This window comes from Pseudomonas sp. MYb327 (assembly GCF_040438925.1).
GTDB lineage: Bacteria > Pseudomonadota > Gammaproteobacteria > Pseudomonadales > Pseudomonadaceae > Aquipseudomonas.
The window spans coordinates 4,686,593-4,707,877 of sequence record NZ_CP159258.1 but is presented as its reverse complement, the minus strand read 5'-3'; the positions used below and the strand labels follow the sequence as shown (position 1 = coordinate 4,707,877).

The following is a 21,285-nucleotide window of genomic DNA, read 5'->3' as shown; positions in this document are numbered from 1 at the left end:
GCGAACAGGCTCGCTCCCACAGTAGATTCACAGTGTTTTGTAGAATTCACGAGGCGGGGAGGCATAAGCCTCCCCGGTTCGTTTTTGGAAACCACATGAAAATTCTGATCGTTGGGCCCAGTTGGGTCGGTGACATGGTGATGGCGCAGACACTGTTTCAGTGTCTCAAACAACGCCACCCGCAATGCGAAATCGACGTGCTGGCCCCCGAGTGGAGCCGGCCGATTCTTGAGCGCATGCCCGAAGTTCGCCAGGCCTTGAGCTTTCCGCTCGGTCACGGCGCGCTGGAGCTGGCGACGCGTCGGCGCATCGGCAAATCCCTGGCGGGCCAATACAGCCAGGCGATTCTGCTGCCCAATTCCCTGAAGTCGGCGCTGGTTCCGTTCTTTGCCGGCATTCCCAAACGCACCGGTTGGCGCGGCGAGTTCCGTTACGGCCTGCTCAATGACGTGCGCACGCTGGATAAAGAACGTTACCCGCTGATGATCGAGCGCTTCATGGCCCTGGCCTACGAGCCCGGTTTTGAACTGCCGAAGCCTTACCCGCGCCCGAGCCTGCAAATCGACCCGGTGACCCGCGAGGCGGCGCTGGCCAAGTTTGGCCTGACCCTCGATCGTCCCGTGCTTGCGCTGTGCCCCGGCGCCGAGTTTGGCGAATCCAAGCGCTGGCCGTCCGAGCATTACGCGAAAGTTGCCGAAGCGAAGATTCGCGAGGGCTGGCAAGTCTGGCTCTTCGGTTCGAAAAACGATCACGCCGTGGGCGAAAACATCCGTTCTCGGCTGATTCCCGGTTTGCGTGAAGAATCGGTGAACCTCAGTGGTGGCACGTCGCTCGCCGAGGCGATCGACCTGCTGTCCTGCGCCGATTCGGTGGTCTCCAACGACTCCGGCCTGATGCACGTCGCCGCCGCGCTGAATCGCCCGCTGGTGGCGGTCTACGGTTCGACGTCGCCGGGTTTCACGCCGCCGCTGGCCGAGCACGTCGAGATCGTACGCCTGGGCATCGAATGCAGCCCATGCTTCGACCGCACCTGCCGGTTCGGCCATTACAACTGCTTGCGCCAGCTCATGCCGCAAGCGGTGAACGAAGCCTTGCAGCGGTTGCAGGGCACTGTGGTTGAGGTCAAATAGTTTGCGGGTACTGCTGATCAAGACTTCATCGCTGGGAGACGTGATTCATGCCTTGCCGGCGCTGACCGATGCGGCGCGGGCGATTCCCGGCATCCAATTCGACTGGGTGGTGGAAGAGGGTTTCGCCGAAATCCCGACCTGGCACCCGGCCGTGGGCAAGGTGATTCCGGTGGCGATCCGCCGCTGGCGCAAAAACATCTGGCAGACCATCAAGAGCGGCGAGTGGAAGCGCTTCAAGCAAAGCATTCGCGCGACAAAATACGACCTGGTCATCGATGCCCAGGGCTTGCTGAAAAGCGCCTTGCTCACACGCTATGTCAAAGCCCCGGTCGCCGGGCTCGACAAGGACTCCGCTCGCGAGCCGATTGCCGCACGTTTCTATTCCCGCCGTTTGGCCGTGGCCCGAGGACAGCACGCGGTAGAGCGAGTGCGTCAGCTGTTTGCCGTGGCCCTGGGTTATGACTTGCCCAAAGGCCTGGGCGATTACGGCCTGAACGTCGAGCGACTGGTGGAATTGCCGCGCAAGAATCCGTACGTGCTCTTCCTGCATGGCACCACTTGGGACACCAAGCACTGGCCGGAAGCCTATTGGCGTGAGCTGGCCGAGCGTGTCGGTTACCTCGGTGTCGGGGTGAAACTGCCGTGGGGCAACCCGATCGAGAAGGCCCGCGCCGAGCGCATCGCCAAGGACATGAAGCACGTCGAAGTGCTGCCCAAGCTGAATCTGGCCGGCGTCGGTAAAGTGCTGGCCGGTGCACAGGCTTGTGTGGCGGTGGACACCGGCCTCGGGCACTTGGCCGCCGCGCTGGACGTGCCGACCTTGTCGCTGTTCGGTCCGACCAATCCGGGCCTGACCGGCGCGTACGGCAAGTCGCAGATTCACCTGGCCAGCGATTTCCCCTGCGCACCGTGTCTGCAAAAGAAATGCACTTATCAACCGACGGCCGATGACGCCCGCCGGTTCGACCTGAAACGCGAGTGGCCCCTGTGCTTCACGCGTCTGAATCCCGAGCGTGTCGCGAGCCGACTGAGCACGTTGTTACTGGCTGAGGAGCTGCGCTGATGCAATTGGCATTCGTCCTGTACAAGTATTTTCCGTTTGGCGGCTTGCAGCGCGATTTCATGCGCATTGCCCTGGAGTGCCAAAAGCGCGGGCATCAGATTCGCGTCTACACGCTGATTTGGGAAGGCGACGTACCACCGGGTTTCGAAGTGCTGGTGGCGCCGGTCAAGGCGTTCTTCAACCATCGTCGCAATGAAAAGCTCAGCGCATGGATGGAAGCGGACCTGGCCAAGCGTCCGGTCGATCGCCTGATCGGCTTCAACAAAATGCCGGGCCTGGACGTCTACTACGCCGCCGACGGTTGCTTCGAAGACAAGGCGCAGAATCTGCGCAACTCGTTGTACCGCCGCTGGGGCCGCTATCGCCACTTCGCTGAGTACGAGCGCGCGGTGTTCGCCAAGGACGCCAAGACCGAAGTGTTGATGATTTCCGAAGTCCAGCAACCGCTGTTCATCAAGCATTACGACACGCCGCTGGAACGCTTCCACCTGCTGCCACCGGGCATAGCCCAGGATCGTCGTCGGCCGGCGGATGCCGACGAAATTCGCGCCGGGTTCCGCGCCGAATTCAATCTCGAGGACGACGACTTGCTGCTGGTGCAGATCGGCTCCGGGTTCAAGACCAAGGGCGTTGATCGCAGCCTCAAGGCGTTGGCCGCGTTGCCCGCTGATCTGAAGAAGCGCACCCGGCTGTTTGTAATTGGCCAGGACGACCCCAAGTTATTCCAGATGCAGGGCGCCACGCTGGGGCTCGGCGACAACGTGACGTTCCTCAAGGGGCGCAGCGATATCCCGCGCTTCCTGCTTGGCGCCGATCTGTTGATCCACCCGGCGTACAACGAAAACACCGGCACCGTGTTGCTCGAAGCGCTGGTGGCCGGGTTGCCGGTGCTGGTGAGTGCGGTGTGCGGTTACGCCCATTACATTGCCGAGGCCGATGCCGGCCTGGTGCTGGACGAACCGTTCGATCAGGCGCAACTGACGCAGTTCCTGACCAATATGTTGAACGACGCTCAAGCGCGGGCGGCCTGGAGCCGCAACGGTGTGGCCTTCGCCGAGACGGCCGACCTCTATAGCATGCCGCAGCACGCGGCCGATGTGATTCTGGCGGAGCACGCTTAATGAAGTTGATGCTGGCTGAACCGTTCAAAAGCCTCTGGGCCGGGCGCGACCCGTTCGCCGAAGTCGAGGGCTTGCAGGGCGAGGTGTACCGCGAACTTGAAGCTCGCCGCACCCTGCGCACTGAAGTGGACGGCAACGGGTTTTTCGTGAAGATCCACCGTGGCATCGGCTGGGGCGAGATCTTCAAGAACCTGCTCACCGCCAAGCTGCCGGTACTTGGCGCGGGCCAGGAGTGGAAAGCCATCCAGCGCTTGCAGGAAGTCGGCGTGCCGACCATGACCGCGGTCGCTTACGGCGAAAAGGGCAGCAACCCGGCAGACCAGCACTCGTTTATCGTCACCGAAGAGTTGGCGCCGACCATCAGTCTCGAAGATTTCAGCATCAACTGGGTCAAGCAGCCGCCCGAGCCAACACTCAAGCGCGCGCTGATTGCCGAAGTGGCGCGCATGACCGGCATGATGCATCGCGCCGGGGTCAACCATCGCGACTGCTACATCTGCCACTTCCTGCTGCACACCGATAAACCGGTGACCGCTGAAGACTTCAAACTCTCGGTGATCGACCTGCACCGCGCCCAGACCCGTCCGGCCATTACCCAGCGCTGGCGTAACAAGGATCTGGCGGCGCTGTACTTTTCGGCCCTGGACATTGGCTTGACCCAGCGTGACAAACTGCGCTTCCTCAAAGGCTACTTCCAGCAGCCGCTGCGCCAGATCCTGGCCGAAGAAGCGGCGCTGCTGAGCTGGCTCGAAGGCAAGGCCAACAAACTCTACGACCGTAAACAGCGATACGGGGACGCGCTCTGATGGCGGGTTGGAATCTGGAGCCTGGCTACAACGACCTGGCCGAAGACTTCGGCAGTCTTGAGGCGGTGTTTGCACTTCAGGGCGAGCGCCTGACCCGCGATCCGCTGTCCGAGGTCATTCGCGTGAAGCGCAATGGCGTCAATTATTACGTGAAGCGCTACGTGGGCGCGGGCAAGGGCTTGCGTCGTTACCTGGGCAAGCCGCGGGTGAAAATGGAATGGCAAAACCTCAAGCGTTTCGCCAAATGGGGCATTCCCACCGCCGAAGTCATCGCCTGGGGCCTGGAACGACGTGGCGCTGCGTATGATCGCGGAGCGATGATCACCCGCGAACTGCCGAACACCGAAGACTTGTCCGCACTGGCCGATCGGCATGATCCCAAGCTCGCGGACCGCGCCTGGGTCGACACCGTCAGCCGTCAATTGGCGGGTTACACCCGGACCATGCATGACCATCGTTTTACCCACAACGATTTGAAGTGGCGCAATCTGCTGATCGACGATCAGGCCAGGCTTTTCCTGATCGATTGCCCCAACGGTGATTTCTGGCGCGGTTTCTGGCTCAAATATCGCATCACCAAAGACCTGGCGTGCCTCGACAAAGTGGCCAAGTATCACTTGTCGGCCACCCAGCGCCTGCGCTTTTACCTGCAATACCGCCAACGGAACCGGCTGAATGCGGCCGATAAAAAACGGATCCGGCACGTGGTGAGATTTTTCGAGGGACGCGAATGACTGATTTTCTGGCCGCTGAAGACCGTGCGCTGCTTGAGCGCCACGGCCTCGGCACTTTCGACGCGCTCTGGGCCCGGCAGCTTGAAGCCGTGGACGAGCCCAACTCCGTCCGCGGTGGCTGGAGCAGCGTGTTTCGGCTGGATCTGGAAGGTCATGGCTTCTACCTCAAGCGTCAGAGCAACTACCAGATGTACACGTTGCATGCGCCTTTCGGCGAGCCGAGTTTCGCCCGTGAGTTTCGCAATATCAGCCGCTATGAAAAGCTCGGCATTCCGGCGCTGAAAGCAGCGTTCTTCGGTGAACGCAAAGTGGATGGCGAAGTCCGCGCGATTCTGCTGACTCGCGCCCTGGACGGCTGGGATGACCTCGACTCGTTGTTGCAATGCTGGTCGGACCTGAGCGAGGCGCAGCAGACGAAAATTCTGCAGGCCTGCGGGCAACTGGCGCAGCGCCTGCACGGTAAGCGCCAGGTTCACGGCTGTTTTTATCCCAAGCACATTTTTCTCCAGGCCAGCGGCGACGGCTACCAGGCCCAGTTGATTGACCTGGAAAAGACCCGGCCTTTGCTGCTTGGCCAGCGCGACCGGGTCAAGGACCTGGAACCATTGCTGCGTCGGGCGCCGGAGTGGAGCGAAGCGCAGTTGCGCATTTTGCTGGCTGCCTATCTGGATCAGGCGCAGGACAGTTCGCTGATCGACAGCTGGCTACAGCGCCTGACCGCGCGCCGCGGCCATAAGGAGAAGCGCTGATGCGTTTGTCTGAACTGAAAAACGCTGGCCGTACACCGAGCCTGCCGTTGAGTCTTTCGCTGGCCGATGCCGCCGGCCCCGCCGAATTACAGTTGTTGACCCTGTTGCGGGTGTTGCCGGGGCAGCGCTATGTCGGTGCCGGTGTCTGGCGCGGCCGGCCGGTGTTGGCCAAATTGCTGGTCGGCAGCAAGGCAGCTCGGCATTTTCAGCGGGAGCTGGACGGCGTGCGCTTGCTTGCCGCTCAAGGATTGACCACGCCGCAGCTGTTGGCTGATGGCTTGAAGGAGGGCGAGGGCGGCTGGCTGCTATTCGAATTTCTGGAGGGCGCCGAAAGTCTGGGTGATACCTGGAAGCAGGTCGAGAATTTACCGGTGTTGTCCGACGGGCAGGGAGCGGTGTTGGCTGAGGCGTTAGGCGCCATCGGTCAAATGCACCGCAGAGGCCTGTGGCAGGAAGACCTGCATCTGGACAACCTTTTGCGTCAGGGCAATCGACTGTATTTGATCGACGGCGCCGGGATTTGCTCCGAAACCCCTGGTCAGCCACTCTCGCGGCAAAAAGTTCTGGAAAACCTCGGGGTGTTTTTTGCCCAGTTGCCCAAGTCGATTGAGCCCTTCATTGAAGAATTGCTGGTGTATTACCTGCTCAGCAACGGCGAGCACGCCTTGCCCATGGAAGCCTTGCAGAAACATATCGACAAGGTCCGCGCCTGGCGGCTCAAGGACTATCTGATCAAGGTAGGTCGCGAATGCACGCTGTTCAGCGTCCAGCGCGGTGCGTTCGGTTTGCGCGCGATTCGTCGCGAGGAAGAAGCGGCGATGCTGCCGGTGTTGGCTCAGGCCGATGCCTTGCTCGACCAGGGTCACTTGTACAAGACCGGCGGCGCGGCGAGCGTAGGCAAAGTCGAGGTGGACGGCCGTACGCTGGTCATCAAGCGCTACAACATCAAAGGATTCGCCCACTGGCTCAAGCGCTTCTGGCGCCCGAGCCGTGCCTGGCATTCCTGGCGCGAAGGCAATCGGCTGGCGTTCCTCGGCATCGCCACGCCCAAACCGCTGGCGTTGCTTGAGAAGCGTTTTCTCTGGTTGCGCAGCCGGGCCTATCTGGTCACCGAGCATCTGCCCGGACCGGACATCATCGAACGCTTTGCGCCATATATTGAAAGCGGAGACGCTCCGGAAGCCGAACTGTTGGCGCTGGATCACCTGTTCACCGAACTGATTCGAGAGCGCATCAGCCACGGCGATTTCAAGGGCCACAACCTGTTCTGGCAGGAAGACCGCTGGGCGCTGATCGATCTGGATTCGATGTGCCAGCACGGTTCGCTCGGCAGCTTTGCCCCTGCGTATGCGCGGGATCGGGCGCGGTTTATGCGCAACTGGCCTGAAGGCAGTGCCTTGTATCAAATGATTGATCTGCGTTTGCCCAAAGACATCTCCAGCGCGACCTGAAGCGGGCCTGCTCGCGATGAGGCCCCGAACTGCCAGCGAAGATTAGGGGCATTCGCTTAAGAGCCGTCCTACACGATCTTGGGAAGTCATGAACTGTGGCCTGAATGACCGCGATGCTAGTTTGCCTGACGTACTCGGAGGGCAAGCTTTGACGATCAAGACGGCAGTCGCATCAGGTGTTATCTCACTGGCTTTGACGGGGTGCGGGACCGCCGTAACGGTCTTGCAGGACGATGCCGGCGCGGCCCAGAGTCTTCGTCGGCAAAAAACCTATTGTCAGTCCATCCCTCGGGTCTACAGCGGCCTGGCCTACGATTTTTGTGTATTGAATGCGCCGCCCGATCCCACGGGCATCCTCGTTTCGCTGGTTTTGCTGGATCTGGCCTTGTCTGGCGCGCTGGACACCGCCGTCTTGCCCTATACGATTTACCGGCAGGGTGTGGATGGCAATATTCAGATTTACTGGCGGCCCACGCGTGGATGAACAATGCCAGGGTCACCACTGCTTTCTCTTGCCGCTTGCAGCTAGAGGATTGAAGCTGCTTTTAAGCTATAATCCCGCCCTTTAGCTGTCTCTCGCCCGTTGCGAGGGCACATTAATTTTTGAGGCGCGTTGCGCCTGCACGCAGACTAAAGAGGCTAGACCCCTGTGGCATTGACGATTCTTGGCCTGTCCGGCGCCCTTAGCCATGATCCTTCCGCAGCCCTGTATATCGACGGCAAGCTGGTCGCGGCGGCGGAAGAAGAGCGCTTCGTACGCGATAAACATGCAAAGAACCGCATGCCCTACGAATCAGCGAAGTTCTGCCTCGAGCAGGCCGGCATCAAGCCTTCCGACGTCGATGTGGTAGCGATTCCATTCGCGCCGATCAGCCTGTTCGGCAAGGCCCGCTGGCAGTACGCCAAGCGTTACTGGTACGCACCGGACCGCGCACTCGACGCGATCCTGATGGGCAATCGACGCTACAAGCGCTATCGCAACAAGATCGTCTGGTGCCTGGAGCAACTGGGTTTTGATCCGAAAAAGATCAAGATCGAGCCGGTCGAACACCACTTGGCTCACGCCTCCAGCGCCTACCACTGCTCCGGTTTCAAAGAGAAAACCGCGATCCTCGGGATCGATGGCAAGGGTGAGTACGCCACGACCTTCTTTGGTTACGGTGAAAACGGCAAGATCCACAAGATCAAGGAATTCTTCGATCCGGACTCCCTCGGCGGCCTCTATGGCGCGATTACCGAATTCCTCGGTTTCGATATGCTCGACGGTGAGTTCAAGGTCATGGGCATGGCACCGTACGGCGACGCCAGCAAATACGATTTCTCCCGCCTGGCCTCGTTCGAAAACGGCGAGCTGGTCATCAACACCGATTACGCCAACGTCATTGGCCTGCGTCGCTACAAAGAGAAGGGCAAGGGTTACTACTTCTCGCCGAAGCTGATCGAGTGGCTGGGTCCGAAGCGCGAAGGCGACATCGCTGACGAGCCGTACATCCACTACGCCGCCAGCATCCAGGCGCTGTTCGAAAAAATTTCGCTGCAGATGATCGACTACTACCTGGGCGACGTGCTCAAGGAAACCGGCAAACTGGCCTACGCCGGTGGCTGTGCCTTGAACGTCAAGCTGAACCAGAAAATCATCGCCCGCGACGACGTCAAAGAGCTGTTCGTGCAGCCTGCGTCCGGCGACGCCGGCACCGCAGTCGGCGCCGCGGCCTATGTGTCTCACGCCCGCGGCGTACCGGTCGAGAAGATGGAACACGTCTACCTCGGCCCGTCGTACAGCAACGAAGACGTGATCGCGGCCTGCGCCCGTCACGAAAACAAGCCAACGTGGCGCAAGCTCGACAACATGCCCGAGCAGATCGCCAAGATCATGGTCGATGGCAACCCGGTGGCCTGGTTCCAGGGGCGCATGGAGTTTGGTCCGCGCGCCTTGGGTGGTCGCTCGATCATCGGTTGCCCGAGCATTGCGGGCGTGGCTGACCGCATCAACCACCAAATCAAGTTCCGCGAGCGCTGGAGGCCTTTCTGCCCGTCGATGCTCGACACCGTGGCGCCGCAGATGATCAAGATCGATCACCCGGCTCCGTTCATGACCTTCACTTTCGAAGTGGCGGAAGAATGGAAAACCCGCGTGCCGGAAGTCGTCCACGAGGACGGCACCTCCCGGGCCCAGGTGCTCAAGCGCGAATACAACCCGCGCTATTACGACATGATGAAAGCGCTGGAAGTGCTGACCGGCAACGGCGTGTCGCTGAACACTTCGCTCAACCGTCGTGGCGAGCCGATGATCTGCTCGCCGACGGACGCCCTGAACATGTTCTTCGGTTCGGATCTACAGTACCTGATCATGGAAGACATTCTGGTGGTCAAAGAGGGCGCGAACGCATATGACACGCTCGGCTGAACGCCATGTGCTGCAGTTCTGCCACGGCTATGACGGGCCGTTTCTGGACTGCGCGCGGCAGTACGCCAGCCTGTTCGCGGGAACCGGCTATCGCGTGACCACGGTGTTTCTGACCGGGGTCGCCGATGCTGAAGTCGCCGCGGCATGCGCTTCCGATGAAGTGTTGTTCATGGAATACAGCTCCAGGGCCATCCGCGGCCTGAAGCTGGGCGCCATCGGCGATCTGCGCAAGATCGCCGCTTCGCGCAACTTCAGTTTCTGTATCGCCCACCGTTTCAAACCTATTTATATCGCCTTGCTTGGCACTTCGTTGCCGGTGATTGGCGTGCATCACGCGTTTGACGATTACAAGCGCGGCAGCCGTAAACTCTTCGCGCAAATCTTTCGCAAGCGTCTCAGTCTGCTCGGGGTTTCCGATGCGGTACGCGATGACATGCGCCAATGCCTGCCCAAGTGGCCGGCGGGGCGGATTCGAACGCTGTACAACCGCATCGACGTGCAAGCCTTGCAGGACAGCCAGGTGTCGGCGCGCGAGGCCCGGGAAATCCTCGGCCTCTCGGCGGATGCCTGGATCGTCGGCAACGTCGGACGGCTACACCCGGACAAGGACCAGGCGACGTTGCTGGAGGGTTTTGCCGCCGCGCTGCCGGGTTTGCCGGCCAACAGCCAACTGGTGATTCTCGGTAGCGGTCGTCTGGAACAGGATCTCAAGGCTCAGGCCCGCGAACTGGGGATTGGCGACCGTGTGCTGTTCCTCGGCCAGGTTCCCGAAGCCCGACGATATTTCCGCGCCTTCGACGTGTTTGCCCTGAGTTCCGATCACGAACCGTTCGGCATGGTCTTGCTCGAAGCCATGGCGGCGGGCGTGCCGTTGCTCGCCACGGCGTGTGGCGGGGCGAAGGAAGTGGTCGAAGGCGTGGGTATTCTGTTCCCGCTGGGCGATGCCGAGCATTTGGCTCAAGGACTGCAGCATCTGGCCGCGATGGACGAGCAGCAGCGTCAGCAATGCGCCGAGCTGATGCTCGAACGCCTGCATGAACGCTTCTCCGACCGCGCGGTACGCGATGCCTTCTGGCATTTGCCACACGTTATCGAACTGGCGCCGAGGGGCTGATGCTCAACCGATTTCAAGGCTGGCGCGAACGTGGCTGGTCGGTAACCGACGCCTCGACTTATGCCGAGACCTGGCAACGTTTTGGCGGCAGCGTCGCGACTCATCCGATGGTGGTCGAGCGACTGGCGCAGTTGGCCGACATTCCGGTGCGCTACCTGGCCTGGGAGCAGAACGGCGCAGTCAAAGCGGCGATCCCGACCTGGGGTCGCGATCTTGCGTTATCCAAAGACGTGCTCAAGCGCAGCGGCAAAAAAGGCCTGTTCGACCTCGGCAACGCCGAGATCATCTTGCCGGCCGCCGACGATGCGCAGGCTCCCCTTCGGCATCGTGGCCGCTACTTGTCGGCGCTGAACGAAAGCCGTTTTACCGGCATCAAGCTACAGGCCGAGCAACTGGCCATGGCTCGCACGCCCGAAGAACTGTCGAAAAAGTTTCGTTACAACCAACGCCGCGAACTGCGTCTGCTGGAAGAAGCCGGCGGGGTGGTGCGACCGGTTACCGAGTTTTCCAGTGCCGAGCTGGCGGCGATCTACTGCGACCTGTTTCAGCGCCGCTGGGGTTTCCCGGCCACGGGTGCCGATCGCATGGCCGAGGTCATCGAGTTGTTGCGCGAGCTGCTGATCGGCTCGGTAATCTTCCTCAACGATGCGCCTATTGCGATCCAGCTGGTGTACCGCGTCGAGACGCCGCAGTGGATCAGCGTCGAATACATCAATGGCGGTGTCGACCCGCAAACCCGTGAATTCAGTCCCGGTAGCGTGCTGAGTTTTCTCAATACCCAGAGCGCCTGGGAACATGCCCGGGCGCTGGACAAACCCTTGCGCTTTTCCTTCGGTCGCGCCGACCGGGAATACAAGGATCGCTGGTGCAACCCTGTGCCGGTCTTCACCGTATGAGTCAGCCCATGAGCCGCAAACAACAACTGCTCAAGCGCCATCGCCGCAATAAACGTATCGGTCTGTTGATCGCGCTGGCGCTGTTGATTGCCGTCGGTGTGCTGGTGGCCTGGTGGTTGCCGCTGGTAATCGCGGTCCTCGGCTGGATTGCCCACGAAGCCTGGTTTGCCGACCATTTGTTCTATTCCCCCAAAGACGATTACCAGTACAGCTTCCCGCCGTACACGCCGCAGCCCAAGGTTCATCTGAACGGTGAGCACTTGCGGCTTGACGAGGGCGTCATGTTGGTGGAGGACGCCACACTGGTGTTGGCGCTGCGAGTGAAGAGCACTTGGCTGGGGCGCTTCATCGATCCTGTGGTCGAGTTGTTGGGTGGCGAGAACCCAGACCGGCAGACCTTCGAGCGGGGAGTGAACGGGCTGCGGTATCTCAATCTGAGTGGTCAGGCGCAAGTTTTGTCGCGCGGCGAACTGCGTTTGCGTGGGCGCTTCTGCCAACTGCTCGGCGAGCCCGTATTGTGGGCGTTTGAGCATCCGGATTTTCGCCGTCAGCGGGTGATGGTGATTGCACCGCACGCTGACGACGCCGAACTGGCTGCCTATGGTTTGTACAGCCAGGCCGATGAAGCCTGGATCGTCACGCTCACTGCCGGTGAGATCGAAGCCGAACACTATCAGCGGATGGGCCTGAGCAAGGTCGATGCGGCACGTTTGAAGGGTCGTTTGCGGGCCTGGGACAGTATTGCCGTACCGCGTTGGGCCGCGGTGCCCGAAGCCCATTGCGTGCAACTGGGCTATTTCTGTTTGCAGCTGGCGGCGATGCAGGCTACGCCGACTCAGTCGGTGGGCTCGCGGGAAGCGGATGTGAGTGATACCCGACTGTTTCGCCAATTGAATCCCTTTGCCTTGCCGGGCGATGTCGACGGCGCGCCGACCTGGAACAACCTGCTCGCGGACCTGCGAGCCCTGTTGTTGCGTGCGCAGCCTGAGGTGATCGTGCTACCTCACCCGTCCCTCGATCCTCATCCCGATCATATTTGTGCTCAAGAAGCCGTTCTCGAAGCATTGAAAGGACTGGAGTGGCAACCGACGCTGTTGGGTTACGCCAACCACCTGCACGACAACGATCGCTGGCCGATGGGTGATACGGGAGACGGTACGGCACTTCCACCGGTGTTCGATCCGGCCCGGTCACTCCATCCCTACTGCCTCTTGCTTGATCGAGCGCAGCAGTGTGACAAGGCCATGGCGTTGGGAATGATGCATGACTTGCAGCCCCAGGCCCCGTTCAAGCGTCGCTTGCGCCGCTGCTTACAGCGCCTGTTGGCAGGGCGTTCAGGGTCGCCCTACGGCGAGAACGAATTTTTTCGCAAGGCTGTGCGCCGCCAGGAATTGTTCTGGCGTTTGTAAGGTTTCAGTGGCCTGAATACGTCTGCCTCTGAGCGTAGATGGTTTCTGGTATTGCTCGGTTTGCCGTTGCGGCAAGGAAGACGATGAAAGTTTTATTTCTGGTGCAGAAAGATCAGCGAGCCATTCTTGACCGTTTGTACGACGGAGTGGCAGCGCATTGTGAGTGCGACTTACGCTGGCTGAGCAGCGATGACCAGCGCAACCTGCGTCGCTATTTCCGGCGTGAAATCGATGTGTCGCGCTATGACCGGATCGTGTTTTTCCTGCGTTTCAAGCAGGAGATCCGGCAGGTCGGATTTATCCGGACGGTTCCCAACCTGGTGATACTCGAGCACGACGCTTACCAGAACTACATTCCCTGCAAGTACACCGGCAAGTTCAGCGCGCATTACCGCCGCTTGCCGTGGGCGCGGGTGATCAGTTCCGGCTTCGTCGTTACCGAGCGTTTGCGCGGGGAAGGTTTCGATGCGGTGTTCGTGCCCAAGGGTTATGACCAGACGCAGCTTGAGGATCAGGGCCGCGAGCGGGATATCGAACTGGCGTTTGTCGGCAGTACCAACAGTGTCGCGTACAGCGGTCGAAAGGCTTTGCTTGATGAGTTGGGACGAGTCGAAAACCTGGTGGTGACGCGAACCAAGTCCGGTGAGGAGTATCGCGATACGCTCAACCGTATCCGCTTTTTCGTCAGTGCCGATGTCGGCATGGGCGAGTTCATGATCAAGAATTTCGAGGCCATGGCCTGCGGTTGTGTATTGCTGGCCTATGACCAGGGCGCGGCGGAAAGCCAGGCGTTGGGTCTGCAGGACATGCACAACGTGGTGTTCTATCAGAGCATTGCGCAACTTCAGGAAAAACTGGCGTTATTGCGTGGCGACCCGAATCTGGCGCAGCGTATCGCTCGCAATGGCCGCGAGCTGGCCGTCAGCCAGTTCAGTTTTTCACGCATTGGCCAGCGTATTGTCGAAGAGCTCGAGCCACCATTACGGGCTCGTGCGCCTCTGAAACTATTAGAAAAAATCCGCCTGAAACTGGGCATTTGACAAGCGTTGACCGGCCATTGATATTGCTGGCGACTTTTACCTGATTGGGATTCCAGTGCGATTTTCAAAAGAAAGTGACATCACATTGGTGGTCACCAGCTGTGGCAGGCTCGATCTGCTCAAGATGACCCTCGAGAGCTTTGATCAATTCAATACCGCTGCCATTCGCGAAGTTTTCATTACTGAAGATGCGGGTGACGAAGGTGTGCGCGCGATCATTCCTGAGCATTGGAAGGATCACTGCACGGTATTCGTCAACCGGCCGAAGCTGGGCCAACTGGCATCCATCGATCTGGCGTACTCACACGTCAAGACGACGCACATTTTTCACTGCGAGGATGACTGGGAGTTCTACCGCCCAGGGTTTGTCGAAGACTCCTTGACCATTCTCGAATCGCGCCCGGAAATCCTGCAGGTGTGGCTGCGTAGCTATAATCACGATCTGCGTGTTCACAGTCCTTACATTCGTCTGGGGGCGCGTGAAATCGTCGGTGGAGTGGCCTGTTACCCGTTGATTTCCGACAAACCGGAATGGCAGGGTTTCTCTTTGAATCCAGGTTTGCGACGGATCAAGGATTATCAATTGTGTGCGCCATTTTCCAGCTACAGTGGGGAGAAGGCTCTGTCGTTGCGATACGCAGAGTTGGATTTGACGGCCCTGACGCTCGAAGCGGACGCTGTCATGCACACCGGGTTTGGCTTGCACGTGCAAACACCTATCGAGCGTCAGCGCAAGGCGCGCCGCAGTCGGCGCGAACAGATTAAGTTCGCCTTGGTTTTGTTGTTGGGAGTCTGCATTGGCTGGTTCATCAACTAACGACACAGCAGCTTATCTTCAACCCATGCATTGGCTGTTCGCCCTATGAATATTCTTAACGTCATGTGGGCCGGCGGTGCTCCGTTTGCCTCTATTCACAAGGTGCACCAGCAGATATTGTCCCAGGCCGCGCCCTCTGCGCCGGTCAAAACCTGGTTGCTTCAGGGAGGGGCATCCGAGTGTGGGGTAAACGTGGGTGAGGTGCGTGAGTGGGGACTGACTTCCGCCCGATTGAAAGGACGACATTTCTGGCGCCTGGCCAAACCCTTGATGCAAGCCCGATTTCGGCGCGCGCTCATAGAGAGTGAAGCGCATCTGGTGCTGCTGGACGGATTCGGTGTAGCACGCACGCTATTGCCAATACTCAAGTCATTGCCGCAGATTCGTGCGGTGGTGATATTTCATGGTTCGACACGACTGCACTCTGGCGATCGATCGCTGTTCCAACAGATCCCGGCTTCCCGGCTGACATTGATCGCGGTATCGAACACGTTGGCGGACTCGCTTAGCCGAGGTCTGCAAGTCCCGGTCATGACGTTGCGTAGCGCATTCGAACCTGCGTCCTTCCGATCTGCCCTGCTCCCGCGGAAAGACGCACGGATCCGATTAGGACTGGCCCCGGACGAGGGACTGGTGCTCGGTGCAGTAGGCCGGCTGGTCTCCGAAAAAGGTTTTGCTTGTCTGCTCGACGCGTTTGCCGCGGCAACGCATGAGCGGCCCGATCTGCAGTTGGTGATTATTGGTGAAGGCACGGCCCGCGCCACCCTGGAAGCGCGTGTTGAGGAACTGGGGTTGTGCGGAAAAGTCTTGTTGCCGGGTCATTTGAATGACGCAGCGCGGCTCTACCGTGCATTTGACTGGATCGCGATCCCGTCGCTCGAAGAGGGCCTGGGATTGATCATGCAGGAAGCGGTGATGTCGGGCGTTCCAGTGCTGTCCAGTGAGCTTCCCGTATTTCGCGAGCAGTTGGCAGACACCGGCAGGTATGCCGAGGCCAATGACGTCAGTGCCTGGAAGGATGCAATCGTGCGCGCATTCGGCACTTCTCCCGAAACGGTCGCCGCGGAGCAATACCAGGCACTTGCACCGGATCAAGCCTGGCTGGATTTCAGCCAGACCGCCCGCACACTACTTTCATGAAGCCAGCACGGCCCGCTCGAGTGCTTGCATCGGAAAGGTGTCGTTCAGATTCTCGCGGGCAATGTAGCGGGCGAAGTGCTGAAGATTGCGCTTGATCAAATGCCGCGGCAGCGGCCCGCGCAGGAAGCGCATGTCCGCGACATCAATCAGGCCCATGCGGTTGTCCGGCGTGACCACGATGTTGCCCAGATGCAGCGACCGGAAATAAATCCCCGACTGATGAAGACTGCGTATCAACCCGGCCAGTTCTGGCAGGGCTTGCGGCCAGTTGAAACCTTCCTTGTTGGAAATCTGGCGCAGGGTTTCTCCGGGCAGCGGCTGGTACAGCACGGCCGTCATGCCTGGCGCTTGCAGTCGGTAATACTGCAGAACCTGCAAGGTCGGTACTCCGAGCTTTTGCAGCCCGGCGACATTGTCGATGAAGCGTTTCGAGTACGGACGAAACAGCGCCGACGAAAAAATACGCTTGCGACGAAACAGTTTAAGAATATTTCCATCCTGCAACAGGTAGACTTTCGGCCCGTAGCTGTCGGCCTCCAGTATTTTGGCGCCGTCAATCATCTGATTTAGAGCGGCTTGCGGAAGCCGGGAACATTGCATTGTAGAAAGCCTTGTTGGAAGAACGGGGCGCTATAGCGGGCAATGATGCCGAAAAGTTTCAGCTTTAACCATGCCGGGTCGGGTGGGTGATCTCTCTCAGGAGCAATTTGATGCAAGAAACACGTTGGGCGCAAGTCTGGATGGCGACAGGTTTTTTGTGGTTTTTGCTGGCAATTGCCATTGCACCTTCCAACAAGGTTTATCAACAAGGAATGGTGGCATTGCTTTGGTTGCCGGCTCTGGTGTTCTCCTGGACTGCCCGTGCCCGGCTCCGGGAAATGTTTGATGAGCAACGCTGGATCTACCTGCCGCTGCTCGGGCTCCTGGTCTGGTCAGTGATGAGTCTTTCATGGACGAATGCGCCAGACGCCGGGCGCGAAGCCAAGCGCTTGACATACATCCTGATATTTCTGCTGTTCTTTCCGGTTTTTGCCAATGGCCAGCCTGAGCGTGTGATTCGCATCATGCAGTGGGGCGGGATTGGATTGGCGTTAACCGCCGCGGTGGCCATCGCCAAATTTTATGGGGTTGATGGCAACGCGTTGAGCGCGCGCGCTGAAGGCCTGGGCGAGTTGGCCCATCCGATATTGGGTGGCTATGTGATCGGCCTGGCAGCGGTGTGGCTGCTTCTCTGGGCTCCGCGCGCTGGCTTGATGCAGGTGGCCTGTGGGATTGCGCTGGTTTTTCTATGCGGATTTGTCCTCCTCAGCCAGAGTCGCGGCGCTGCCTTGGCCATGTTTCTCACCATACTTGCCATGCCGATCTGGTGTCGTGATCGACGCAGTCGCATTGTCGCGGCAGCCGCTTTGATCGTGGCCATGCTGGCTTTCTGGTTTTTCGAGGCGTTGGTGGTTGCGCGCGGAGTGTCGTACCGTCCGCAGATCCTGATGGCCAGTCTGCAAATGATCGCTGAGCATCCGTGGCGCGGTTTGGGTCTTGGTGCTGACTACAAAGTATTCACCGAAGGGCTGTATTTTGATCACGCCCACAATCTGTTCACCCATGTCACCATCGTGCTGGGGGTGCCAGGGTTGCTGTTGTGGTGTGCGATCTGGCTTGCGGTATTGCGCGAGGCCTGGAAAGTCCGGGAAACACTTTATGCCCGGGGGATCATCGGGATCTGGATGTTCTCGACCCTGGCCATGCAATTCGATGCGGCCAGCCTGACCGGAACACCTCGGGCCGAGTGGTTCATCAGCTGGTTGCCCGTAGGGCTGGCCAGTGTTTTGGTATGGGCGCGGGCCAATCCCGGCGCTTGTGATAAAATTTCGCGTTCTTCCTAACCAGTGAGCTCTACGATGAGTGATGCACCGCCCAAAGCGGGACAGGATTCCAGCCTGAAAATCTATTTTCGGCTGTTGGGGTATGTAAAACCCTACATCGGCCTTTTCCTGGTGAGTATCGTGGGCTTCGTGATCTTTGCCTCTACTCAGCCGATGTTGGCGGGAATTCTCAAGTATTTCGTCGATGGCCTGAGTAACCCTGAAGCGGTGCTCTTCCCCAACGTTCCGTATTTGAAAGACCTGCAGTTGCTGATGGCCGTGCCGTTGCTGATCATCCTGATCGCTGCGTGGCAGGGGCTGGGTTCGTTCCTGGGTAACTATTATCTGGCGAAGGTTTCGTTGGGGCTGGTGCATGATCTGCGTATCGAGCTGTTCAACAAACTGCTGGTACTGCCCAACCGCTATTTCGACACCCACAACTCCGGGCATTTGATCTCCCGTATTACCTTCAACGTGACCATGGTCACCGGTGCCGCCACGGATGCCATCAAAGTGGTGATCCGTGAAGGCCTGACCGTGGTGTTCCTGTTCGCCTATTTGCTGTGGATGAACTGGAAGTTGACCCTGGTGATGCTGGCAATCCTGCCGCTGATTGCCTTCATGGTGGGTAATACCAGCAAGAAATTCCGCAAGCAGAGCAAGAAAATCCAGGTGGCCATGGGCGATGTCACTCACGTGGCTTCCGAGACCATCCAGGGCTATCGCGTGGTGCGCAGCTTCGGTGGCGAGAGTTACGAAGAGCAGCGCTTTGCCGCCGCGAGCCAAGGTAATACAGACAAGCAATTGCGCATGACCAAGACCGGTGCGGTCTACACCCCCATGCTGCAATTGGTGATTTATACCGCCATGGCGGTGTTGATGTTCCTCGTGTTGTTCCTGCGGGGCGACGCCACGGCCGGTGACCTGGTGGCTTACATCACTGCCGCAGGCTTGCTGCCCAAGCCGATCCGGCAATTGTCTGAAGTCAGCTCGACCATCCAGAAGGGTGTCGCCGGTGCCGAAAGCATTTTCGAGCAACTGGACGTTGAGCCTGAAGTCGACAACGGCACTGTAGAGCGTGATCGGGTCAACGGTCATCTGGAAGTTCGCAACCTCAGCTTCACTTACCCGGGAACCGAGCGCGAGGTGTTGAAGAACATCAGCTTCAGCGCGGCACCGGGGCAAATGGTTGCACTGGTCGGTCGTTCCGGCAGCGGCAAGTCGACCCTGGCGAGCCTGATTCCGCGCTTCTATCACCACGACATTGGTGAAATCCTGCTCGATGACGTCGAAATCGAAGACTATCGCCTGCGCAATCTGCGTCGACACGTAGCTCAGGTCACGCAGCACGTAACGCTGTTCAACGACACCATCGCCAACAATATCGCCTACGGTGATCTGGCTGGCGCACCTCGCGCCGACATTGAGAAGGCTGCTACGGACGCCTATGCAATGGACTTCATCGCGCAGATGCCGAAAGGCCTGGATACCCAAGTCGGGGAGAACGGCGTGCTGCTGTCCGGCGGTCAGCGCCAACGTCTGGCGATTGCCCGGGCGCTGTTGAAGAACGCGCCGCTGCTGATTCTCGACGAGGCGACTTCGGCACTCGATACCGAGTCCGAACGCCACATTCAGGCAGCGCTGGATCACGTCATGAAAGGACGTACCACTCTGGTGATCGCTCACCGCTTGTCGACCATCGAGAAGGCTGATCTGATCCTGGTCATGGACCAGGGGCAAATCGTCGAGCGTGGCACCCACTCGCAACTGTTGGCGCAAAACGGTTACTACTCGCGCCTGCATGCGATGGGCCTGGATGCTCCGGCCGAAGACATCGCCTGAAACCCGACTTTGCAGGAGCTGCCGCAGGCTGCGATCTTTTGATCTTGCTTTAATAAATCAAAAGATCGCAGCCTCGTTGCTCTCAATAGCGCCTACAGCATTCTTCGCGAATTTATCCGTTGCAACCGTCGCACAAGCCCGTGCCCGCCCTGTGTTAATATCGCGCCCCTGTTCATTTTGTATGTGGGTTGCTCCATGAAGTTGTCCATGCCGCGATTCGATCAAGCCCCTGTCTTGGTGGTCGGCGATGTCATGCTCGACCGTTACTGGCATGGTGGTACCTCACGGATTTCCCCTGAGGCGCCAGTACCGGTAGTCAAGGTCGAGAACATCGAGGACCGCCCGGGCGGTGCCGCCAACGTTGCGTTGAACATTGCCGCGCTCGGTGCGCCGGCCTCGCTTGTCGGGGTGACCGGCGACGATGAAGCCGCCGACAGCCTGGTCAATAGCCTCAAGGGCGCAGGTGTGCGAGCGTTGTTCCAGCGCATCGCGCATCAGCCGACCATCGTCAAGCTGCGGGTGATGAGCCGTCACCAGCAACTGCTGCGTATCGACTTCGAAGAACCGTTCGCCACCGACGCGCTGGCGTTGTCCGCGCAGGTCGACGAACTGCTCGAAGGCATCAAGGTGCTGGTGCTGTCCGACTACGGCAAAGGCGCGCTGAAAAATCATCAGGTGTTGATCCAGGCTGCTCGTGCACGTGGCATTCCGGTGCTGGCGGACCCCAAGGGCAAGGATTTTTCGATCTACCGCGGAGCGAGCCTGATCACGCCTAACCTCAGCGAATTCGAAACCATCGTCGGCGGTTGCGCCGATGAGCACGAATTGGTAAGCAAGGGCGCGCAGTTGATGCACGACCTCGAACTCGGTGCCTTGCTGGTGACCCGTGGCGAACACGGTATGACACTGTTGCGCCCGGATCATCCGGCGCTGCACCTGCCGGCCCGCGCCCGTGAAGTGTTTGACGTGACCGGTGCCGGCGACACGGTGATTTCCACCCTGGCAGCGGCGATTGCTGCTGGCGAAGAACTGCCACACGCGGTCGGCCTGGCCAACCTGGCGGCGGGTATCGTGGTTGGCAAACTCGGTACGGCGGCCATCAGTGCGCCGGAACTGCGTCGTGCCATCCAGCGTGAAGAAGGTTCCGAGCGTGGTGTGCTGGGTCTCGAACAGCTGCTGCTGGCGGTCGACGATGCCCGTGCGCACAACGAGAAGATCGTATTCACCAACGGTTGCTTCGACATCCTGCATGCCGGTCACGTGACTTACCTGGAGCAGGCTCGGGCGCAGGGCGATCGCCTGATCGTTGCGGTCAATGACGACGCCTCGGTCAGCCGCCTGAAAGGACCGGGCCGACCGATCAACAGTGTCGACCGGCGCATGGCTGTTCTGGCCGGACTGGGCGCGGTGGATTGGGTGATCAGCTTCCCTGAAGGCACGCCGGAAAACCTGCTGCGCGAGGTCAAGCCGGATGTGTTGGTCAAGGGTGGAGACTACGGAATCGACCAGGTGGTCGGAGCTGACATCGTGACCGCTTACGGCGGCACCGTGAAAGTGCTGGGACTGGTGGAAAACAGCTCCACGACCGCAATCGTCGAGAAGATCCGCAAGTCCGAGTGATGCAGCCCTAATAGGCGCTGGCTTGCCAGCGATGGTCGTTAACGATGGCGCATTTCAATTGAAGAGATGCGGCGCCTTTGAGTC

19 protein-coding genes are annotated in these 21,285 nt (G+C 59.6%); 18 read left to right on the top strand and 1 reads right to left on the bottom strand.

Annotated features, from left to right (window positions below; genetic code table 11):
• Positions 1-95: 95 nt before the first annotated feature.
• The 15 genes from waaF (at position 96) to ABVN21_RS21135 (ending at position 15,877) form a co-directional block, all read left to right on the top strand.
• The gene (waaF, locus tag ABVN21_RS21205) at positions 96-1,130 is read left to right on the top strand and encodes a lipopolysaccharide heptosyltransferase II (protein ID WP_339555181.1); all 1,035 of its coding nucleotides are present in this window, start codon (positions 96-98) and stop codon (positions 1,128-1,130) included.
• 1 nt (position 1,131) lies between these two features.
• Positions 1,132-2,193 (top strand): lipopolysaccharide heptosyltransferase I, encoded by a 1,062-nt coding sequence (gene waaC, locus ABVN21_RS21200; RefSeq protein ID WP_339555182.1) that lies wholly within the window; start codon positions 1,132-1,134, stop codon positions 2,191-2,193.
• Positions 2,193-3,314 (top strand): glycosyltransferase family 4 protein, encoded by a 1,122-nt coding sequence (locus ABVN21_RS21195; protein WP_339555183.1) that lies wholly within the window; start codon positions 2,193-2,195, stop codon positions 3,312-3,314. Before waaC ends, ABVN21_RS21195 begins: the two co-directional genes overlap by 1 nt.
• A complete protein-coding gene (gene rfaP / locus ABVN21_RS21190) occupies positions 3,314-4,120 on the top strand; it encodes a lipopolysaccharide core heptose(I) kinase RfaP (protein ID WP_339555184.1) in 807 nt (268 codons plus the stop codon). Before ABVN21_RS21195 ends, rfaP begins: the two co-directional genes overlap by 1 nt.
• On the top strand, positions 4,120-4,854 hold the full coding sequence (locus ABVN21_RS21185; RefSeq protein ID WP_339555185.1) for a lipopolysaccharide kinase InaA family protein: 735 nt from the start codon (positions 4,120-4,122) through the stop codon (positions 4,852-4,854). Before rfaP ends, ABVN21_RS21185 begins: the two co-directional genes overlap by 1 nt.
• Positions 4,851-5,603, top strand: a complete 753-nt coding sequence (locus ABVN21_RS21180) for a lipopolysaccharide kinase InaA family protein (protein ID WP_339555186.1) — start codon at positions 4,851-4,853, stop codon at positions 5,601-5,603. The genes ABVN21_RS21185 and ABVN21_RS21180 overlap by 4 nt, the downstream gene beginning before the upstream one ends.
• A complete protein-coding gene (locus ABVN21_RS21175; protein ID WP_339555187.1) occupies positions 5,603-7,054 on the top strand; it encodes a lipopolysaccharide kinase InaA family protein in 1,452 nt (483 codons plus the stop codon). Before ABVN21_RS21180 ends, ABVN21_RS21175 begins: the two co-directional genes overlap by 1 nt.
• Before the next feature lie 148 nt (positions 7,055-7,202).
• A complete protein-coding gene (locus ABVN21_RS21170; RefSeq protein ID WP_339555188.1) occupies positions 7,203-7,538 on the top strand; it encodes a YceK/YidQ family lipoprotein in 336 nt (111 codons plus the stop codon).
• Positions 7,539-7,703: 165 nt separating this feature from the next.
• Positions 7,704-9,461 carry a carbamoyltransferase gene (locus ABVN21_RS21165; protein ID WP_339555189.1) on the top strand — a complete coding sequence of 586 codons (1,758 nt, stop codon included), beginning with the start codon at positions 7,704-7,706 and terminating at the stop codon, positions 9,459-9,461.
• Entirely contained in the window at positions 9,445-10,575 is a 1,131-nt protein-coding gene (locus tag ABVN21_RS21160) for a glycosyltransferase (RefSeq protein ID WP_339555190.1), read from the top strand. The genes ABVN21_RS21165 and ABVN21_RS21160 overlap by 17 nt, the downstream gene beginning before the upstream one ends.
• Positions 10,575-11,471, top strand: coding sequence for an antimicrobial resistance protein Mig-14 (locus ABVN21_RS21155; protein WP_339555191.1), 897 nt, complete (start codon positions 10,575-10,577; stop codon positions 11,469-11,471). The genes ABVN21_RS21160 and ABVN21_RS21155 overlap by 1 nt, the downstream gene beginning before the upstream one ends.
• 8 nt (positions 11,472-11,479) lie before the next feature.
• On the top strand, positions 11,480-12,880 hold the full coding sequence (locus ABVN21_RS21150) for a PIG-L family deacetylase (RefSeq protein ID WP_339555192.1): 1,401 nt from the start codon (positions 11,480-11,482) through the stop codon (positions 12,878-12,880).
• Between the two features lie 83 nt (positions 12,881-12,963).
• On the top strand, positions 12,964-13,920 hold the full coding sequence (locus ABVN21_RS21145; protein WP_339555193.1) for a glycosyltransferase: 957 nt from the start codon (positions 12,964-12,966) through the stop codon (positions 13,918-13,920).
• Between the two features lie 55 nt (positions 13,921-13,975).
• On the top strand, positions 13,976-14,737 hold the full coding sequence (locus ABVN21_RS21140; RefSeq protein ID WP_339555194.1) for a glycosyltransferase family 2 protein: 762 nt from the start codon (positions 13,976-13,978) through the stop codon (positions 14,735-14,737).
• A 45-nt stretch (positions 14,738-14,782) separates the two neighbouring features.
• Positions 14,783-15,877, top strand: coding sequence for a glycosyltransferase (locus ABVN21_RS21135; RefSeq protein WP_339555195.1), 1,095 nt, complete (start codon positions 14,783-14,785; stop codon positions 15,875-15,877).
• On the opposite strand, the gene ABVN21_RS21130 is transcribed toward ABVN21_RS21135, so the two are convergent.
• Positions 15,872-16,438, bottom strand: a complete 567-nt coding sequence (locus ABVN21_RS21130; protein WP_339555196.1) for a toluene tolerance protein — start codon at positions 16,436-16,438, stop codon at positions 15,872-15,874. The genes ABVN21_RS21135 and ABVN21_RS21130 overlap by 6 nt on opposite strands.
• A 149-nt stretch (positions 16,439-16,587) precedes the next feature.
• Between ABVN21_RS21130 and ABVN21_RS21125 the strand changes: the two genes are divergently transcribed.
• The 3 genes from ABVN21_RS21125 to hldE all read left to right on the top strand — a co-directional run bounded on the left by ABVN21_RS21125 (position 16,588) and on the right by hldE (position 21,201).
• Positions 16,588-17,760, top strand: a complete 1,173-nt coding sequence (locus tag ABVN21_RS21125; protein WP_339555197.1) for an O-antigen ligase family protein — start codon at positions 16,588-16,590, stop codon at positions 17,758-17,760.
• A gap of 15 nt (positions 17,761-17,775) precedes the next feature.
• Entirely contained in the window at positions 17,776-19,581 is a 1,806-nt protein-coding gene (gene msbA / locus ABVN21_RS21120) for a lipid A export permease/ATP-binding protein MsbA (protein ID WP_339555198.1), read from the top strand.
• A gap of 195 nt (positions 19,582-19,776) precedes the next feature.
• A complete protein-coding gene (gene hldE, locus ABVN21_RS21115; RefSeq protein WP_339555199.1) occupies positions 19,777-21,201 on the top strand; it encodes a bifunctional D-glycero-beta-D-manno-heptose-7-phosphate kinase/D-glycero-beta-D-manno-heptose 1-phosphate adenylyltransferase HldE in 1,425 nt (474 codons plus the stop codon).
• Positions 21,202-21,285: the final 84 nt, after the last annotated feature.

Excerpts from the sequence above, each read along its gene's own strand:
- waaF (WP_339555181.1), top strand. The coding sequence starts at position 96 with ATGAAAATTCTGATCGTTGGGCCCAGTTGGGTCGGTGACATGGTGATG.
- ABVN21_RS21195 (WP_339555183.1), top strand. The coding sequence starts at position 2,193 with ATGCAATTGGCATTCGTCCTGTACAAGTATTTTCCGTTTGGCGGCTTG.
- rfaP (WP_339555184.1), top strand. The coding sequence starts at position 3,314 with ATGAAGTTGATGCTGGCTGAACCGTTCAAAAGCCTCTGGGCCGGGCGC.
- ABVN21_RS21185 (WP_339555185.1), top strand. The coding sequence starts at position 4,120 with ATGGCGGGTTGGAATCTGGAGCCTGGCTACAACGACCTGGCCGAAGAC.
- ABVN21_RS21180 (WP_339555186.1), top strand. The coding sequence starts at position 4,851 with ATGACTGATTTTCTGGCCGCTGAAGACCGTGCGCTGCTTGAGCGCCAC.
- ABVN21_RS21175 (WP_339555187.1), top strand. The coding sequence starts at position 5,603 with ATGCGTTTGTCTGAACTGAAAAACGCTGGCCGTACACCGAGCCTGCCG.
- ABVN21_RS21160 (WP_339555190.1), top strand. The coding sequence starts at position 9,445 with ATGACACGCTCGGCTGAACGCCATGTGCTGCAGTTCTGCCACGGCTAT.
- ABVN21_RS21155 (WP_339555191.1), top strand. The coding sequence starts at position 10,575 with ATGCTCAACCGATTTCAAGGCTGGCGCGAACGTGGCTGGTCGGTAACC.
- ABVN21_RS21150 (WP_339555192.1), top strand. The coding sequence starts at position 11,480 with ATGAGCCGCAAACAACAACTGCTCAAGCGCCATCGCCGCAATAAACGT.
- ABVN21_RS21145 (WP_339555193.1), top strand. The coding sequence starts at position 12,964 with ATGAAAGTTTTATTTCTGGTGCAGAAAGATCAGCGAGCCATTCTTGAC.
- ABVN21_RS21135 (WP_339555195.1), top strand. The coding sequence starts at position 14,783 with ATGAATATTCTTAACGTCATGTGGGCCGGCGGTGCTCCGTTTGCCTCT.
- ABVN21_RS21130 (WP_339555196.1), bottom strand. The coding sequence starts at position 16,438 with ATGATTGACGGCGCCAAAATACTGGAGGCCGACAGCTACGGGCCGAAA.
- ABVN21_RS21125 (WP_339555197.1), top strand. The coding sequence starts at position 16,588 with ATGCAAGAAACACGTTGGGCGCAAGTCTGGATGGCGACAGGTTTTTTG.
- msbA (WP_339555198.1), top strand. The coding sequence starts at position 17,776 with ATGAGTGATGCACCGCCCAAAGCGGGACAGGATTCCAGCCTGAAAATC.
- hldE (WP_339555199.1), top strand. The coding sequence starts at position 19,777 with ATGAAGTTGTCCATGCCGCGATTCGATCAAGCCCCTGTCTTGGTGGTC.